We start from the raw sequence: 15,218 nt of genomic DNA on the forward strand, positions 1-15,218 counted from the left end.
CGCTGGCGACGCGTTTCGATTAGGCTCGCAGGATGGGTGATTCGATCGAACGGCTTTACCAGGCGGTGATCGCGGCCAAGGATCTTGATCCGGCTACGTCGCGCACGGCACGGCTGTTCCAGCGCGGGCCGGCCAAGATGGCCAAGAAGCTCGCCGAGGAAGCGGTCGAGGTCGTGATCGACGCCATCAGCGGCAAGCCGGACGCGGTGGTCCGCGAGAGCGCGGACCTGCTCTACAATCTCACGGTTCTGTGGGCCTCGGCCGGTGTGAAGCCGGAGGATGTCTGGCGCGAGATGGAGCGGCGCGAGCGGCTGCTCGGGATCGCCGAGAAGCTGCCGAAGTCGCCGGTCAAGCTGCCCAAAACCGCGCCCGTCCCGGTGGTTCGGCGTCGAATTGTCGCGCTGGAGAACCGGCTGCGCAAACGGCAGCCCTAAATCACCTCAAATCAGCCCATTCCCGGCATGGACAAATCCGCTCCATGATGGTTCATCGCGCCCATGTTGAAACGGATTTACGACTGGTGCGTCGAGGCGGCCGACAAGCCCTACGCACTCTGGATTCTCGCGGCCGTCGCCTTCGCTGAGAGCTCCTTCTTCCCGATCCCTCCCGACATCATGCTGCTGCCGATGTCGCTGGCGCGGCCGAAGCGGGCATGGTGGTTCGCGGCGGTCTGCACCGTCGCGTCGGTCGCCGGCGGTGTGCTCGGCTACGCGATCGGCGCGCTGCTCTACGACTCGCTCGGGCAGTGGCTGATCCATCTCTACGGCCTCTCCGACAAGGTCGACGCCTTCCGTGCCTCCTACGCCGAGTGGGGTGCCGTGATCATCCTGCTGAAGGGGTTGACGCCGATCCCCTACAAGCTGGTGACCATCACCTCGGGCTTCGCCGGCTACAACATCTGGCTGTTCATCCTGTGCTCGATCGTCGCGCGCGGCGGCCGCTTCTTCTTCGTCGCGGTGCTGCTCAACCGTTATGGCGATTTCATCCGCGCCGAGCTCGAGAAGCGGCTCGGCCTGTGGGTCGCGCTCGGTGCGATCGTGCTGGTGCTGGGCTTTGTTGTCGCATTCAAGCTGATCTAGCGCAGCGCGGCTTTGCCGATGGCAAGCCTTCGGATACGCTGACGTGTATGGCTTTGACCGGCACGATACGGCGTCCTGATGGAGGTCCGTTAGGACCTGAAGAGGAGGTTATGCTCCGTCTATCGGACGCATTTCCGGGCGTCCGCTTCCATTACGAGGCGGAGGAGCCTCCTGCCGCGGTCGCGGCGCGTGCACAGATGTCAATTCTACTTCGAGTATGGCTCTTCTTCTTCGGCTGGGATACCGCCTATCCGAGGCGTCAGGGTTACTTCGAGAACGGAAATGGCGGAGGGGTCGAGTTCCATTTCGAGGCGAGGCAGCCAGTCCCGTCGATCACGGCAACCTCCTACGGAAGGACGGCGAGCCTGGACGAAAACTTTGATCGGCTCTATGCGGCGACCGGTTGGAAGATTGTGTATCCGAGCTTTTGATCCACTAAGATCATTTGGATTGGACGGGCTGTGCAACCGGAGCGAGCGCTGAACATTCTTCTGGTGTTCCCCAAAGCGATCATCACGGCAAGTCTTGCTACCGGTCTCGCAGTGACCTTCTGTTTTGATGTCGCCTTTTCGCAATCCGCGCCGCCCGCCCTCGGCGTGCAGTCACCGGCGGAGCAGCCAGTCGCGCCTCAGGCGCCACAGATGGAGTTGCCGCCCGCGCCGGTCGAGCGCGAGAATCCCGGGCTGATCAACGAAATCGGAAAGCTGTTCGAGAAGTCGAAGTCGGCGCTGCCGCCGTTGAAGAGCCCGAGTGAGACCTTCAACGACCTGTCGAACCTTGCGCGCCCCTCGACGATGGTGAGCGGACGCGCGGCCTGCGTGGTGGCCTCCAACGGTGCGCCCGACTGCAAGATCGGCGCCGACCGGCTGTGCCAGAGCAAGGGCTTCAAGGAAGGCAAGAGCATCGATATCAACACCTCGGAGAAGTGCTCGCCGCTGGTCTATTTGCCGGGCCACAAGCGCGGCCCGAACGACTGCAAGACGGAAAATTTCGTGACGCGGGCAGTCTGCCGGTAACGCCGGCGAAGCTTACGTCTAGAGCGTGATCAGATGAGGTTGAACTGGATCGACGGCGGAGGTTCACCTCTCCCTTGGGAGAGGTCGGTGCGTAGCGCCGGGTGAGGGGTTACGGTCCCTCGTTAGCCCTGGGGCCCCTCACCCGATTTGCTTCGCAAATCGACCTCTCCCCGATGGGGAGAGGTGAAGTCGTGCGTCTCGAACCGATCCAAGCACAGCTTGCGTCTGGGATGCCAGATGCTTGCGGAAAGCACCGCGTCCGGATGAGGATTTGTCATCCTTGTTGCAGCGCCAAAACGCAATACTTGACAGTGGAAAGATTGCCTTGTTGGTATGACGGTCAGCATTCGCGCTAAAATCAACGATCAAACGCTTTAAGGATCCACCGCCAATGTCCATGCCTGCTCTGTTCAAGGGCCGCCTGTCTCTTCCCGTGATCGGGGCACCGCTGTTCATCATCTCCGTGCCCGACCTCGTCATCGCCCAGTGCAAGGCCGGCGTGGTCGGCTCGTTTCCGGCGCTGAATGCGCGGCCGCCGGAGCTGCTCGACGAATGGCTGTACCGGATCAAGGAAGAGCTCGCCGCCTATGACAAGGCGCATCCGGAGCGGCCGTCGGCGCCGTTCGCGGTGAACCAGATCGTGCACAAGTCGAACAACCGGCTCGATCACGACATGGCGCTTTGCGAGAAGCACAAGGTGCCGATGATCATCTCCTCGCTCGGTGCGCGCGAGGAGCTCAACCAGGCCGTCCACGGCTGGGGCGGCATCGTCTTCCACGACGTGATCAACCAGAAGTTCGCGCGCAAGGCGATCGAGAAGGGCGCCGACGGCCTGATCCTGGTCGCGGCCGGCGCCGGCGGCCATGCCGGCACGCTGTCGCCGTTCCCGTTCGTGTCGGAGACGCGGCAATGGTTCGACGGGCCGATCGCGCTGTCGGGCACCATCGCCAACGGCCGCGCCATTCGCGCCGCCCGCATCATCGGCGCCGACTTCGCCTATATCGGCTCGGCCTTCATCGCGACCAAAGAGGCGAATGCGGTCGAGGGCTACAAGAGCATGATCACCAATTCGTCCGCCGAGGACATCGTCTATTCGAACCTGTTCACCGGCGTGCACGGCAATTACCTGAAGCCGTCGATCGTCGCGGCCGGCATGGATCCGGAAAACCTGCCGACGTCAGATCCCTCGAAGATGAGCTTCGGCACCGACTCGTCCGGCGAGCGCGCCAAGCCGAAGGCGTGGAAGGAGATCTGGGGTTCCGGTCAGGGCGTCGGCAGCATCTCCAAGGTGGTGCCTGCCGCCGAGCTGATCGCTCGCTTCAAGAAGGAATACGACGAAGCGGTCGATCCGGCGCTTGCCTGATGGATCCTATTTTTCGCGTTGACGGCGATCGCGTCGTCACCAGCCCCGATGCCGCGGGTCCTTGGGATCCGCGGATGCAGCACGGCTCCGCGCCGGCCGCGCTCGTGGTGTGGGCTGCCGAAGCCATCCCCACGCCGGTGCCGATGCGGATCGCGCGGGTCACCATCGACCTGATGCGTCCCGTGCCGGTGGCGACGCTGACGGTCGCGAGCAAGATCCTGCGCGATGGCCGCAAGATCCAGCTCTGCGGCGTCAGGCTGCTCGCCGATGGTGTGCTGGTGGTCTCGGCCACCGTGTTGAAGATCAAGCAGCAGGCCGCCGAACTGCCGCCTGATATCGCCACCCTTCCGGTCGAGCTGCCCGGTCCCGACGAAAGCATGGCCGAGCCGGGTAACCTCGCGAACAGTCCGTTCGTGAAATGCATCTCGATGCGCGCCGCGCGCGGCCGCTTCGGCGTGATCGGCCCGGGCGCGATCTGGTTCCGGGTCAACCAGCCGCTGATCGCGGGCGCCGCCGTTTCGCAGGCGATGCGCGCGGTGGTCGCCTCGGATTTTTCCAACGGCACCTCGCCGGCGCTCGATTTCGACCAATGGACCTTCATCAACGCCGACCTCACGGTCAGCCTGGCGCGCGAGCCGGTCGGCGACTGGATCCTGCTCGACGGCGAATCCTGGATCGGGCCTGACGGCGCCGGACTTGCGATGTCGCGGCTCGCGGATGCGCGGGGCTATTTCGGCCGGGCGGTCCAGAGCCTGGTGATCGAGCGGCGCTGACCGGGACTACGCTTCTCCGACCTCTCCTTGAAAAGGGGAGGTCGCTTTGTTCTCCAGAGCAAAGCGGGTGGGGATCACTCTCTCCGCACACAGCGTCGCCCGCGGCTGCCCCCGTCCCGACCCTTCCCCCTTTCAGGGGGGCGAAGAGCAAGCCACGTCTACTGTGCATGGGGTTGTTTTACCGATTCACGCTGCGGGAGCCGCGCCAAGCGGCTGCCCTTGCGGCAAAAATATGTTCGTCCCGCGGGAACGGTTGGCGCCACGAGCGAGTTTCGCTCCCGTTAGGGGGTCCCATGACGCGTATCGATCCCGCCGCCGGTATCGTGGCTCTGGCCGTCCGGCGGCCTTGTGATGTGTCGGCCGGTGTCGATGCCCGGCCGCCACAGGGACAGACGCGATGAAGCCCGGCCCATGCTCCGAACGCGCGGTCATCCTCGCCGCGAGCGAGCGGGATGCCGTCAAGACTGCCCACCTGATCAAGGAAGCCGGCTACTACGCCAATATCTGCGGTGACCTCGCCGAGCTCGAGCGCCAGGTCGCAAGCGGGGCAGGGCTTGCCATCATCGCCGACGAGGCGATCAAGACCGCCGACCTTGCCGGCCTGACGCGCTGGCTGAACGAGCAGCCGTCATGGTCGGATTTCCCCATCGTGCTGATGAGCGAGAAGGGGGGACCCGAGCGCAATCCCGAAGCGGCGCGGCTCGGCCGTGCGCTCGGCAATGTCACCTTCATCGAGCGCCCGTTCCATCCGACCACGCTGGTGAGCCTGGTCGGCGCTTCGGTGCGCGGCCGCCGCCGCCAGTACCAGACCCGCGAGATCCTTCAGGATCTCACCGAGAACGAAAGCCTTCTGCAGACCGCGCTTGATGCCGGCCACCTCGGTGCGCTCGAGCTGCACATGCCCGGTTTCGAGCTCGAAGCCTCCGCGACCTGCAAGCGCTTCTTCGGGCGCCCGGCGAACGAGCCGTTTACCTATCAGGAGCTGCTCGAGGCGGTTCATCCCGACGACCGGCGCCGACGGCAGGAGGTCGTTGAGCACACGCTGAAGGCCGGCGTTGACTACAAGATCGAGTATCGCAACATCTGGCCCGACGGCAGCCAACACTGGGTCGACGTGCGCGCCCGCGCGGTGCGGCGGCCCGACGGCAGCATCCGCTCCCTGGTCGGGGTCTGCTCCGACATCACCGCGCGCAAGACCGCCGAGATCGAGCGCGAGGCGCTGCTGGCGCAGCTCGCCGCCGAACGCACCGCGCTTGCCGAACTCACCGCGACGCTGGAGCAGCGGGTCGAGCAGCGCACCGCCGATTTGATGAAGGAGGTCGCCGCGCGCGAGCGGGCGCAGGAACAGCTCCGCCATGCGCAGAAGATGGAGGCGATCGGCCAGCTCACCGGCGGCGTCGCGCACGACTTCAACAATCTGCTGATGGCGGTGATGGGCAATCTCGATCTGTTGCGCAAGCGGATGCCTGAGGATCCGCGGCTGCGTCGCCTGGTCGACGGTGCGTTGCAGGGCGCCGAGCGCGGCGCCTCGCTGACGCAGCGGCTATTGGCGTTCGCGCGGCAGCAGGATCTGCGCGCGATACCGGTCGATCTCGGCGCGCTGCTGCGCGACATGAGTGAGTTGCTCGAGCGCTCGCTCGGGCCGCGCATCGCGCTGCGGCTCGACATTCCCGAGGGGCTGCCGCCGGCTTGCGTTGATACCAACCAGCTCGAGCTTGCGGTTCTCAACCTCGCGATCAATGCGCGCGATGCGATGCCGGATGGCGGCGTGATCGAGATCCGCCTCGCGGATTCGCAGGCAAAAAACGAGCAGACCAGGAGCGAGCCGGCGCTGCGGCCGGGCAACTACCTGAAACTGTCGGTGGTCGACAGCGGCACCGGCATGTCGCCGGACGTCCTGAAGCGGGCGATCGAGCCGTTCTTCTCCTCGAAGCCGGTGGGCAAGGGCACCGGGCTCGGCCTGTCGATGGTGCATGGACTGGCGGTGCAGCTCGGCGGTGCGCTGCAACTGTCGAGCGCGGTCGGCAAGGGCACCGCGGCGACGCTGCTGCTGCCGGTTGCGACCGCCGCGCCCGAAGCGGCAAGCCCCGTCCCCGCGACGCAGAAGATCAAGCGCTCGGCGGTGATCCTGCTGGTCGACGACGATCCGCTGATCGCGATGTCGACCATGGAGATGCTGGAGGACCTCGGTCACCGCGTGATCGGCGTCAATTCCGCCCAGCACGCGCTCGACATCCTCAGGAGCGATCAGGAGATCGACCTGATGATGACCGATCACGTGATGCCCGGCATGACCGGCATCGAGCTCGCCGCGGCGTCGCGCAAGGTGCGGCCGCAACTCGTTGTCCTGCTCGCCACCGGCTATGCCGAATTGCCCGACGGCATCCAGGTCGACCTGCCGCGGCTCGCCAAGCCCTATCACCAGGATCAGCTGCGCGAGCGGCTCGATCAGCTGCTGGGGCAGGGCGGTGGTCAGCGCGCTCCTGCGGCAAATCCCGGCGCACTCTCACCGTCACCCTGAGGAGCCGCGCAGCGGCGTCTCGAAGGGCGACGGCCCGGGCTGTCGCTGCGATCGGTTGGGACGCGAGTTGAAATAGCCGGGCCGTGCATCCTTCGAGACGGGCGCTGTGCGGCCTCCTCCGGATGACGGTAATGCAGTTTGCGCGTGCTGCGACCTCACCCCACCATGCGGTCGCGGCCGGTCCAGAAGCGGGCCTTCAGCACCTTCTTGTCGACCTTGCCGACGCCAGTCATCGGCAGCTCCTTGACGAACTGGATCTGCTTCGGCGCATGCGCCGAGCCCTTCTTCGCCTTCACCAGGCCGATCAGCTCGTCGGCGTCAGGCGTTGCACCCTCGCGCGCCACGACGACCGCGGTGACGGCCTCGCCCCATTTGTCGTCGGGCACTCCGACCACGGCGACCATCGCCACGTCGGCATGCTGCGACAAGACATCTTCGACCTCGCGCGGAAAAATGTTGAAGCCGCCGGAGACGATCATGTCCTTCTTGCGGTCGAGGATGAACATGTAACCGCGATCGTCCTTGCGCGCGATGTCGCCGGTGTGCAGCCAGCCGCTCTTCAGCGTCTCGGCGGTGATGTCGGGCCGCTTCCAGTATTCGGCCATCACATGCGTGGCGCGCACGCAGATCTCGCCGGCCTCGCCGGTGGCGACCTCCTGGTCGTCCTGATCGAGGATCTTGACCTGGCAGGCGGCGATCGGGAAGCCGCAGGACAGGAACAGCTCAGGCGTCTTCGGATCATGGTCGGCCTTGCGCAGCACCGAGACCGGATAGCATTCGGTCTGGCCGTAGAGTTGCGAGAACACCGGGCCGATCCGCTCGATGCCCTCGACTAGCCGGCTCGGCGACATCGCGGAGGCGCCGTAGAGCAGCAGCTCGAGCGAGGAGAGATCGGTCTTGGGCAGCGCCGGATGATCCAGCATCACATAGATCATGGTCGGCACGAACAGCGTGAAGTTGATCTTCTCGCGCTCGATGGTCTTGAACACGGCTTCCGGATCGAATCCTTTCAGCATGTGCACGGTGCCGCCGCGCATCAGTGTCGGCAGCACTTTTGTACCCGCGACATGGCTGATGGGGGCCACGGTGAGGTAGCGCGGCGTCTCCGGGATCTCGAAGTCGGCGAGGATGGCAGCGGCGAAGCCGCCATATTCGCGGTGGTAGCGCAGCGCGCCCTTGGATTTGCCGGTCGTGCCGCCGGTGTAGTTCAGGGTCGAGATATCGTCCTCGCGCGCGAAGTTCTTCGCGCTCGCGCTGCCGGCATCCTCGACCACCTGCAACAGGTCGGCGCCGTAATCCGCCGGGCCGAGCGTGAACACGGTCTTCAGGCTTGAGGCTTTCGTCGCGAGCTCGCCGCCGCGATCACGGAACGTGATGCCGTCGACGATCAGCATTTCTGCCTCGGAGTCCTCGATCTGGAACAGCTGGTCGTCGAGCGAGCCGAGTGGATGCAGCCAGGTGATCGCGAGCCGCGACAATTGCGCGGCGACGCCGGCGCACCAGCTGTCGGCGCGGTTGGCGGTGAGGAACGCAACGCGGGTGCCCGGCGCGAAGCCCAGCCGCATGAACACGCTCTGCATCCGTCCGATCAGGTCGGTCGCGCCCTGATAGCTGAGCGAGCCGCCCGGCCAGGCGAAGGCGGTGCGCGACGGATAGCGCGCCAGCGCCCGCAAGGTCTGCTCGCACGTGGCCGGAAATGCATAGAGCGGATTGCTCATGTCGTGGTCTCCTCCCGCTTTGTCTTTGGCCTCTTGCGTGCCAATGTTGGCGGCAACGCTAACACAATGATGATGGGAAGAAACAACTTGTCCGCCGATCTTCTCGCGCCTTTTCGCAATCGCCTCCGCCTGCCGCTGATTGCGGCGCCGATGTTTCTGGTGTCGGGCGTCGAGCTGGTGGTAGCCGCCTGCCGTAACGGCGTGATCGGCTCGTTTCCGACGGTGAATTGCCGTGAGACGGAACAGCTCGATGCGTGGCTCGGCGATATCGAGCACCGCTTGCAGGCGCATGAAGATGCGAACGGCAAAGCGGCGGCACCGATCTGTCCGAACCTGATCGTGCACCGCTCCAACGCGCGGCTCCAGCAGGATCTCGCTGTGCTGTTGCGGCACAAGCCCGAGCTCGTGATCACCTCGGTCGGCTCGCCGGCGCCGGTGCTCGCGCCCTTGCACGATGCCGGCGCGCTTGTGTTCGCCGACGTCGCCTCGATCCGCCATGCCGAGCGCGCCGCAGCAGTCGGCGCCGACGGGCTCGTGCTGCTCACCGCGGGTGCCGGCGGCCAGACCGGCTGGCTCAATCCGTTCGTGTTCGTCCGCGCGGTGCGCGGCTTCTTCGATGGCCCGATCGTGCTCGCCGGCGGCATCGGCGATGGTCACGCGCTGCGCGCCGCCGAGGCGCTCGGCTGCGACCTTGCCTATATGGGCACCAAGTTCATCGCGACGCGCGAGAGCATGGCGGACAACAGATACAAGCAGATGCTGGTCGACGCGACCGCCGACGACATCCTGCTGACGACGGCCTTCACCGGCTTGCAAACCAATATGCTGCGGCCCTCGATCGCGGCCGCCGGTCTCAACCCCGACGACCTGCCGGCGCGCGGTGCCATCGACATCGGCAAGGACATCGATATCGGTGCCCGCGAAAGCCGCCCCAAGCGCTGGCGCGACATCTGGAGCGGCGGTCATTCCACCTCGGGGGTGACCGGGGTGCTCGCGGTCGATGATCTCGTCGCCCGGACGGCAGCGGAATACGAGGCGGCGAGCGCGCGGGTACAGCTCGTCTGATCCATCGCAAATCGCAACCGCTCAAACCGCGCCTGTCCGCTTAACGCGGCATTAACCATGCCAGTCCCAACTATGCGTCACGGGATGGTCCGCCGCTACGGCGGGCCGCCCGGCAGTTTGTGGGAATGCACATGGCTTTCGAGGCGCTCTCCAAAACCCCGGCATCGATCGACGAGCTCCGGACCCGGGTGTTCTACGCCCTGCAGCGGCATCCGCTGTGCCGTCAGGTCGAATTCGACATCGTCAGCACGCCGCGCACCCGCCGTACCAACTGGACGGTGAGTATGCACTCGGTCCAGCCCGGCGCGCTCTGGACGGCGCATGAGATCGTGGCCGACATCCAGGAAGCCTATGAGCTTGATGCCGCGGCCTGACTTTTTGGGCCGTTTCGGGACGATTTCACCTATTTGGCGCGGTCATGGCACGGTAACGCCGCATTTCGCGCGCAGTTTGCGCTGACACCGGCCGGGAATGGAGTAGTTTTTGACCAGAGCCATCACCCTCGCCGCGCTGACATGCTTCCTTCTCGCTGGCGCCGCGATCACAGCCATTTTGGGCCGTGACAGCCTGCCGGCGGCGCAGGCCGATGTCGGCCCGGTCGCCAACCGCGCCAGCAAGCAGGACAAGCTCGCGGTCACGACGCTTGCGACTGCCTCGTTTGAGGTGCCCCAGCCGGTCGAGCCTCCCGCCAATCCATCTCCGCTCCTGCTGCGCGCCCAGGCCGCTATTCCCGGCGCGACCGATACGGTGCGCCAGGCCTATGCCTCCGTCGAGCCGGCCGATATCGGCCTGCCGAAGGTCAATGACTCCGTCGATGCGGCCCAGCCGAAGCTCGCCGAGCCCGCTGTTGCCCCCGCGCCGCCGAAACCCAAGGCTGCCGCCAAGCCGGCGCCGCAGAAGAATTACGCCCTGCTCAGCGACGCGCAGATCGCCGGCATCAAGGACCGGCTCAAGCTGTCGTCGTCGCAGGAATATTACTGGCCGGCGGTCGAGACCGCGCTGCGCGCCGTCGCCCGCAAGATCCACGCCAAGCGTCAGAGCGATCCCGCCGCAGGCAACATGCCGATCGATCCAGACTCCGAGGAGGTCCAGCAGCTGAAGTCGGCGGCCATGCCGCTGCTGTTCCAGCTTCGCGAGGACCAGAAGAACGAGGTGCGCTCGCTGGCACGCCTGATCGGCCTCGAGCGCGTCGCCTCGATGATCTGAGCGCGGGGTTCGGGCGAGCCGAACCCGCGCCTCTCCAACATCCGCTCAGCCGAGCCGCATCGACAGCTCGACGTCGCCGCCGAACGGCACCGACAGATAGCCGTTTGACGGGGAGCGCACGCGCGCCAGATAGTTAGGGCTGTACTCGGCGTTGTCGGCGACGACGAAGGCGCCCGGCTTCAGACGGCTTTCCACGAGATCAAGGATATCAGGATAGAGCGCCTTCGCGCCGTCGAGCAGCACGAGGTCGATCGTGTCGGGCAGACCTGTGCGCAGCGTCTCGAGCGCATCGCCCGCGCGGATCTCGACTAGGTCGTCGAGCCCGCCGGCGACGAGATTGTCGCGGGCGCGCGTCACCTTGGACTGCTCGAACTCGCTGGTGATCAGCCGCCCGCCGCCATTGTCGCGCAGCGCGGCGGCAAGATGCAGCGTCGAGATGCCGAACGAGGTGCCGAACTCGACGATGTTCCGCGCCTGCGCACCGCGCGCCAGCATGTAGAGCAGCGCGCCGGTCTCGCGCGAGACCGCGAGCGGCGCATTCTTGAATCGCCCGTAGAGCGCGCGGTAGTCGGTCCTGCTCTGCATCAGGCGCATCCGTTCCGCGTCGGAAAGGTCGGCCACCGCGCGCTGGGTGTCGTCCACCGCGGCGGAAGCGTGCGCGAACAGGCGATCGAGCAGGCCTGCGAGCTGGGGTGAAATGAGGGTCGTCATGTAAGTCTCCGGTCGAACAGCGGCGCGTCCTTGCGCCTCGCCAGAAATACGAATAATTAGTCGCATTCGCTAATCGCATTCCCCAAGGCGTCCATGACCGAACGGCGAACCTCTTCAATTTCCTCGCGAAAACAGCCGCAACAGGCCCGCTCGACCGAGCTCGTCGCGGCCATTCTCGATGCTGCTGTTCAGGTTCTGACGAAGGAAGGCGCGCAGCGTTTCACCACGGCGCGGGTGGCCGAGAAGGCCGGCGTCAGCGTCGGCTCGCTATACCAGTACTTTCCGAACAAGGCGTCGATCCTGTTCCGGCTGCAGAGCGACGAGTGGCGGCAGACCACCAGCCTGCTGCGCGACATTCTTGAAGACGTCACGCAGCCGCCGTTGCACCGGCTGCGCGCGCTGGTGCACGCCTTCATCCGCTCCGAATGCGAGGAAGCCGCAGTGCGCGTCGCGCTCAACGACGCCGCGCCGCTCTATCGCGATGCGCCCGAGGCACGTGAGGTGCGGGCATCGGGCGCGCGCATCGTCGAGGCCTTCATGCGCGAAGCACTACCGAAGACCTCAGGCGCGGTGCGCGCGACGGCGGGCGACCTGATCACGACGACGCTCAGCACGGTGGGCAAGGAATTTTCGGAGAGCCCGCGAAGTCAGGCCGAGATCGAGAGCTATGCCGACGCCATGGCCGACATGTTCTGCGCGTATCTCAAGAGTCTCGGAAAGCGCTGACAGTTAGAGATAGTGCCTGGCGACCAACAGGAACCCGAGCACGCCGCCGGTCACGGCGAAAACCGTCACGCCGTTGCAGAAACTGACGTAGGCGGCCGACCAATAAGGAGCGGCCGGAGAAGCAGGCGCGACTTTCTTCGGTTTCTGAGGCAAGCGCGTATATTCCTGAAAAAGGCGCCGCCACCTGGTCAACACAGGTAACGGCGCCCGTCTGAGGGCTTCAGGGCGAAACCCCGCATGAGCGTAAGCTGCGACGATGAACGGTTCGTATACCGTGCGGCGTCGCGAGCCTGCATGCTCTAGAACGACGCGTAAGCGTTGCGAAACGCGATGGCGCCGGCGAGCGAGCGCGGCCGCGTGCGCACGGCGTGTCCATCGTTGCCGCTCTGCACGATCCACTGGCCGTTCTCGTGACCCACGATCTTGCCGACGTGGTGACGCCAGACGACGATCGCGCCGACCGACGGGCCGCCGGCATTGCTGCCGTATCGCGCCCAGGATCGCGCCAGATTGAATTGCGGACCCGGATCGCCGCCGACCTGGGTGCGCATGAACCAGCCGCACCACGCAGCCGGGCGACCGGAATGTGCGTGTGCATGGTGGCGATGATGGTGATGACGGCCGCGAGCTTCAGCAGCAGACGAAGCAAAGGCGAGGAGCACGGCCACAGCCGCGAGAGTTTTACGCATTACAAAGTCCTCTTGTTGTTGGCAGACCATCCTTGGTGTGGGGGAAGCGCAGCGATGATCTGCGATTTCGTTGCGAAGCGACCGCAGCGGCCGGACGACGCAAGACAGAGGCGGGAACATGGCCCGCTTGGGCCTTTAAGAAACGCGCTATGGCCAAAATATGGCGGTTATTTCTGCTCTGGCGAAGCGGGGTGGCCTGCTCGATTTGCATCGCGCGCGACGGTGCGTGACCGCTTTGTTTCCGATCCCATGCAGGTTTCGCGGAGCAGCCCGGCGGGCGTCGCGCAGTGAAGGCCCGATCAACGATCCGGATGCACTCGCGCCCGCACTGAACGCGCGATTGCGATGGTCAAGAGCGGCCAGCCGGCGCTGCTCGATGTCGTGATGGATCAGCGGTGAAGCGGAGGCGGCGGTCATGACAATCAGTCGATCTGTGAAACGCCTTGCAGCCGTCGCCGCAGTTGCGGGAGCATTCGTCGCCGGCGGTCGATCGTGTTCGCCTTGCTTTGACGAGGTGATGCGAAACGGATGTGGGCGTTGGCTCTCGCGCGTTTCAGATAGCCTAAGGCGACGCGGGCAAAGCGTCCGATTGTCGCGCTGAGCGTTCAGTAAAATGCTGAACTAAACATCAAGCGCAACCGATCCCAGTGTTCTTCGCCATTTGGCGTTGCTGCATTGCGGCGAAATCCCCTCGCATAAATGCACAATTTCGCCCTTCATCGCAGCGTGCAAGAAATCCGCTTGACGGGTTCCTGAATTTAGTAATACGTTTAGTATTACAAGAACGATAAACATCACGCATCGAGCCGATGTGTGGGAGGAGCCCAGCCATCCGGATCCCGATTTCCGGAAGCGTTCTGTCTCGCTCTCCATCATCGCTCATCAACTCGGTTTCGGAGTGTCGGCGTCAATCCGGCAGGATGCGCCGAGCGCGTCAGGTGCTTCAACGATAGGGAGGAAATGGATTATGCGAACATTGAGATGGTTGCGTAGTACGGCAGCGTCCGCGGTCGTTGCGGCCGCGGCACTCGGGGGGCTCGGCGGCGGAGAGGCTGCCGCCCAAGGCAAGCAGCTCACGCTGTGCTGGGCGGCGTGGGATCCGGCCAATGCGCTGGTCGAGCTGGGCAAGGACTTCACCAAGCAATCCGGCATCGAGATGAAATACGAGTTCGTCCCCTGGACGAGCTACGCCGATCGCTTCCTCAATGAGCTCAACTCGCACGGCAAGCTCTGTGACCTGATCATCGGCGACAGCCAATGGATCGGCGGCGCCGCCGAGAACAAGTGGTACGTCAAGCTCAACGACTTCTTCGCCAAGGAGAAGATCTCGATGGACGATTTCGTCCCGGCGACCGTGGTCGGCTACTCGCAGTGGCCGAAGAACACGCCGAACTACTGGGCGCTGCCGGCGATGGCCGATGCGGTGGGCTGGACCTATCGCAAGGACTGGTTCTCGCGGCCCGAGATCCAATCCGCGTTCAAGGCCAAGTACGGCCGCGACCTGGCGCCGCCGAAGACCTATGACGAGCTGAAGCAGGTCGCCGAGTTCTTCCAGGGCCGCGAGATCGACGGCAAGAAGGTCTACGGCGCCTACATCTTCACCGAGCGCGGCTCGGAAGGCATCACGATGGGCGTGACCAACGTGCTCTACAATTACGGCTTCGCCTACGACAATCCGAAGAAGCCGTACCAGATGCAGGGCATCGTCAATTCCGCCGACGCGGCCAAGGGGCTCGAGTTCTACAAGGAACTCTACAAGTGCTGCACGGCGCCCGGCATGACCAACGCCTACATGCAGGAAGGTCTCGACGCCTTCAAGTCCGGCCAGGTCGCGATGCAGATGAACTGGTTCGCGTTCTTCCCGGGCCTCTACAAGGATCCGAATGTCGGCGGCGACAAGATCGGCTTCTTCGTCAACCCGGCCGGCCCGAAGGGGCATTTCACCCAGCTCGGCGGCCAGGGCATCTCGGTGGTCGCAACCTCCGACCGCAAGGACGACGCGCTCGCCTACATCAAGTGGTTCGCGCAGCCCGCCGTGCAGCAGAAATGGTGGCAGATCGGCGGCTATTCGGCGCTCAAGGCGGTGGTCGACGCGCCTGACTTCCCCAAGAGCGCGGCATTCGCGCCGCAATTCCTGGAGTCGATGGGGATCGTCAAGGACTTCTGGGCCGAGCCGTCCTACGCCCAGCTGCTGCTCGACATGCAGAAGCGGGTGCATGACTACGTCGTTGCCGACAAGGGCACGGCGCAGCAGGCGCTGGATCTCCTGGTCAAGGACTGGACCAAGGTCTTCAAGGAGCAGGGCAAGGAAGTCGCCTCGCAATAGCGCCCATACTTCACCTGAACTGGCT

At 64.9% G+C, this 15,218-nt stretch carries 17 protein-coding genes; 13 read left to right on the forward strand and 4 right to left on the reverse strand.

All coding sequences use genetic code 11. The annotated features are described in order from the left end of the window. The first annotated feature begins 32 nt into the window (after positions 1-32). The 7 genes from hisE to BI327_RS14210 all read left to right on the forward strand — a co-directional run bounded on the left by hisE (position 33) and on the right by BI327_RS14210 (position 6,752). Positions 33-434, forward strand: a complete 402-nt coding sequence (gene hisE / locus BI327_RS14180; protein WP_076860915.1) for a phosphoribosyl-ATP diphosphatase — start codon at positions 33-35, stop codon at positions 432-434. Positions 435-497: 63 nt separating this feature from the next. Next, positions 498-1,079: a YqaA family protein gene (locus BI327_RS14185; protein ID WP_076860916.1), complete on the forward strand. Its 582-nt coding sequence runs from the start codon at positions 498-500 to the stop codon at positions 1,077-1,079. Positions 1,080-1,189: 110 nt separating this feature from the next. Beyond that, entirely contained in the window at positions 1,190-1,510 is a 321-nt protein-coding gene (locus BI327_RS14190; protein ID WP_076860917.1) for a hypothetical protein, read from the forward strand. Positions 1,511-1,591: 81 nt separating this feature from the next. Beyond that, positions 1,592-2,095 (forward strand): hypothetical protein, encoded by a 504-nt coding sequence (locus BI327_RS14195; protein WP_394329862.1) that lies wholly within the window; start codon positions 1,592-1,594, stop codon positions 2,093-2,095. A 391-nt stretch (positions 2,096-2,486) separates the two neighbouring features. Further along, entirely contained in the window at positions 2,487-3,458 is a 972-nt protein-coding gene (locus tag BI327_RS14200; RefSeq protein WP_076860919.1) for an NAD(P)H-dependent flavin oxidoreductase, read from the forward strand. Then, complete coding sequence (locus tag BI327_RS14205) at positions 3,458-4,231, forward strand: thioesterase family protein (RefSeq protein WP_076860920.1); 774 nt, start codon at positions 3,458-3,460, stop codon at positions 4,229-4,231. The genes BI327_RS14200 and BI327_RS14205 overlap by 1 nt, the downstream gene beginning before the upstream one ends. A gap of 397 nt (positions 4,232-4,628) precedes the next feature. Continuing rightward, the gene (locus BI327_RS14210; protein ID WP_076860921.1) at positions 4,629-6,752 is read left to right on the forward strand and encodes a hybrid sensor histidine kinase/response regulator; all 2,124 of its coding nucleotides are present in this window, start codon (positions 4,629-4,631) and stop codon (positions 6,750-6,752) included. A gap of 155 nt (positions 6,753-6,907) precedes the next feature. Here the strand turns inward: BI327_RS14210 and BI327_RS14215 are convergent, their stop codons facing one another. Continuing rightward, entirely contained in the window at positions 6,908-8,470 is a 1,563-nt protein-coding gene (locus BI327_RS14215; RefSeq protein WP_076860922.1) for an AMP-binding protein, read from the reverse strand. 66 nt (positions 8,471-8,536) lie between these two features. On the opposite strand from BI327_RS14215, the gene BI327_RS14220 reads away from it, so the two are divergent. From BI327_RS14220 to BI327_RS14230, 3 genes are all read left to right on the forward strand, one after another. Continuing rightward, positions 8,537-9,535, forward strand: coding sequence for an NAD(P)H-dependent flavin oxidoreductase (locus tag BI327_RS14220; RefSeq protein WP_394329856.1), 999 nt, complete (start codon positions 8,537-8,539; stop codon positions 9,533-9,535). A 131-nt stretch (positions 9,536-9,666) separates the two neighbouring features. Further along, positions 9,667-9,909, forward strand: coding sequence for a hypothetical protein (locus BI327_RS14225; protein WP_076860923.1), 243 nt, complete (start codon positions 9,667-9,669; stop codon positions 9,907-9,909). Positions 9,910-10,018: 109 nt separating this feature from the next. Continuing rightward, the gene (locus BI327_RS14230; RefSeq protein ID WP_076860924.1) at positions 10,019-10,741 is read left to right on the forward strand and encodes a hypothetical protein; all 723 of its coding nucleotides are present in this window, start codon (positions 10,019-10,021) and stop codon (positions 10,739-10,741) included. A 45-nt stretch (positions 10,742-10,786) separates the two neighbouring features. On the opposite strand, the gene BI327_RS14235 is transcribed toward BI327_RS14230, so the two are convergent. Beyond that, the gene (locus BI327_RS14235) at positions 10,787-11,452 is read right to left on the reverse strand and encodes an O-methyltransferase (RefSeq protein WP_076860925.1); all 666 of its coding nucleotides are present in this window, start codon (positions 11,450-11,452) and stop codon (positions 10,787-10,789) included. Between the two features lie 93 nt (positions 11,453-11,545). Here BI327_RS14235 and BI327_RS14240 point away from each other — a divergent pair, with 93 nt between their 5' ends. Beyond that, entirely contained in the window at positions 11,546-12,178 is a 633-nt protein-coding gene (locus BI327_RS14240; protein ID WP_076860926.1) for a TetR family transcriptional regulator, read from the forward strand. Between the two features lie 3 nt (positions 12,179-12,181). Here BI327_RS14240 and BI327_RS42310 read toward each other — a convergent pair whose 3' ends face one another. Continuing rightward, complete coding sequence (locus tag BI327_RS42310; RefSeq protein WP_159450447.1) at positions 12,182-12,331, reverse strand: hypothetical protein; 150 nt, start codon at positions 12,329-12,331, stop codon at positions 12,182-12,184. 146 nt (positions 12,332-12,477) lie between these two features. Next, positions 12,478-12,729: a hypothetical protein gene (locus BI327_RS14245; RefSeq protein ID WP_076860928.1), complete on the reverse strand. Its 252-nt coding sequence runs from the start codon at positions 12,727-12,729 to the stop codon at positions 12,478-12,480. A gap of 45 nt (positions 12,730-12,774) precedes the next feature. Between BI327_RS14245 and BI327_RS41630 the strand changes: the two genes are divergently transcribed. Together BI327_RS41630 and BI327_RS14250 are read left to right on the forward strand one after the other, a co-directional pair. Further along, positions 12,775-13,158 (forward strand): hypothetical protein, encoded by a 384-nt coding sequence (locus BI327_RS41630; protein ID WP_143271599.1) that lies wholly within the window; start codon positions 12,775-12,777, stop codon positions 13,156-13,158. 676 nt (positions 13,159-13,834) lie between these two features. Then, complete coding sequence (locus BI327_RS14250; protein WP_076860930.1) at positions 13,835-15,193, forward strand: ABC transporter substrate-binding protein; 1,359 nt, start codon at positions 13,835-13,837, stop codon at positions 15,191-15,193. Positions 15,194-15,218 lie beyond the last annotated feature (25 nt).

Origin of the sequence: Bradyrhizobium mercantei, assembly GCF_001982635.1 — a bacterium.
Taxonomy (GTDB): domain Bacteria; phylum Pseudomonadota; class Alphaproteobacteria; order Rhizobiales; family Xanthobacteraceae; genus Bradyrhizobium; species Bradyrhizobium mercantei.

Excerpts from the sequence above, each read along its gene's own strand:
- BI327_RS14245 (WP_076860928.1), bottom strand. The coding sequence starts at position 12,729 with ATGCGCACCCAGGTCGGCGGCGATCCGGGTCCGCAATTCAATCTGGCG.
- BI327_RS14235 (WP_076860925.1), bottom strand. The coding sequence starts at position 11,452 with ATGACGACCCTCATTTCACCCCAGCTCGCAGGCCTGCTCGATCGCCTG.
- BI327_RS41630 (WP_143271599.1), top strand. The coding sequence starts at position 12,775 with ATGGTGGCGATGATGGTGATGACGGCCGCGAGCTTCAGCAGCAGACGA.
- BI327_RS14185 (WP_076860916.1), top strand. The coding sequence starts at position 498 with ATGTTGAAACGGATTTACGACTGGTGCGTCGAGGCGGCCGACAAGCCC.
- BI327_RS14200 (WP_076860919.1), top strand. The coding sequence starts at position 2,487 with ATGTCCATGCCTGCTCTGTTCAAGGGCCGCCTGTCTCTTCCCGTGATC.
- BI327_RS14250 (WP_076860930.1), top strand. The coding sequence starts at position 13,835 with ATGCGAACATTGAGATGGTTGCGTAGTACGGCAGCGTCCGCGGTCGTT.
- BI327_RS14225 (WP_076860923.1), top strand. The coding sequence starts at position 9,667 with ATGGCTTTCGAGGCGCTCTCCAAAACCCCGGCATCGATCGACGAGCTC.
- BI327_RS14215 (WP_076860922.1), bottom strand. The coding sequence starts at position 8,470 with ATGAGCAATCCGCTCTATGCATTTCCGGCCACGTGCGAGCAGACCTTG.
- BI327_RS14240 (WP_076860926.1), top strand. The coding sequence starts at position 11,546 with ATGACCGAACGGCGAACCTCTTCAATTTCCTCGCGAAAACAGCCGCAA.
- hisE (WP_076860915.1), top strand. The coding sequence starts at position 33 with ATGGGTGATTCGATCGAACGGCTTTACCAGGCGGTGATCGCGGCCAAG.
- BI327_RS14220 (WP_394329856.1), top strand. The coding sequence starts at position 8,537 with ATGATGATGGGAAGAAACAACTTGTCCGCCGATCTTCTCGCGCCTTTT.
- BI327_RS14205 (WP_076860920.1), top strand. The coding sequence starts at position 3,458 with ATGGATCCTATTTTTCGCGTTGACGGCGATCGCGTCGTCACCAGCCCC.
- BI327_RS14210 (WP_076860921.1), top strand. The coding sequence starts at position 4,629 with ATGAAGCCCGGCCCATGCTCCGAACGCGCGGTCATCCTCGCCGCGAGC.
- BI327_RS14190 (WP_076860917.1), top strand. The coding sequence starts at position 1,190 with ATGCTCCGTCTATCGGACGCATTTCCGGGCGTCCGCTTCCATTACGAG.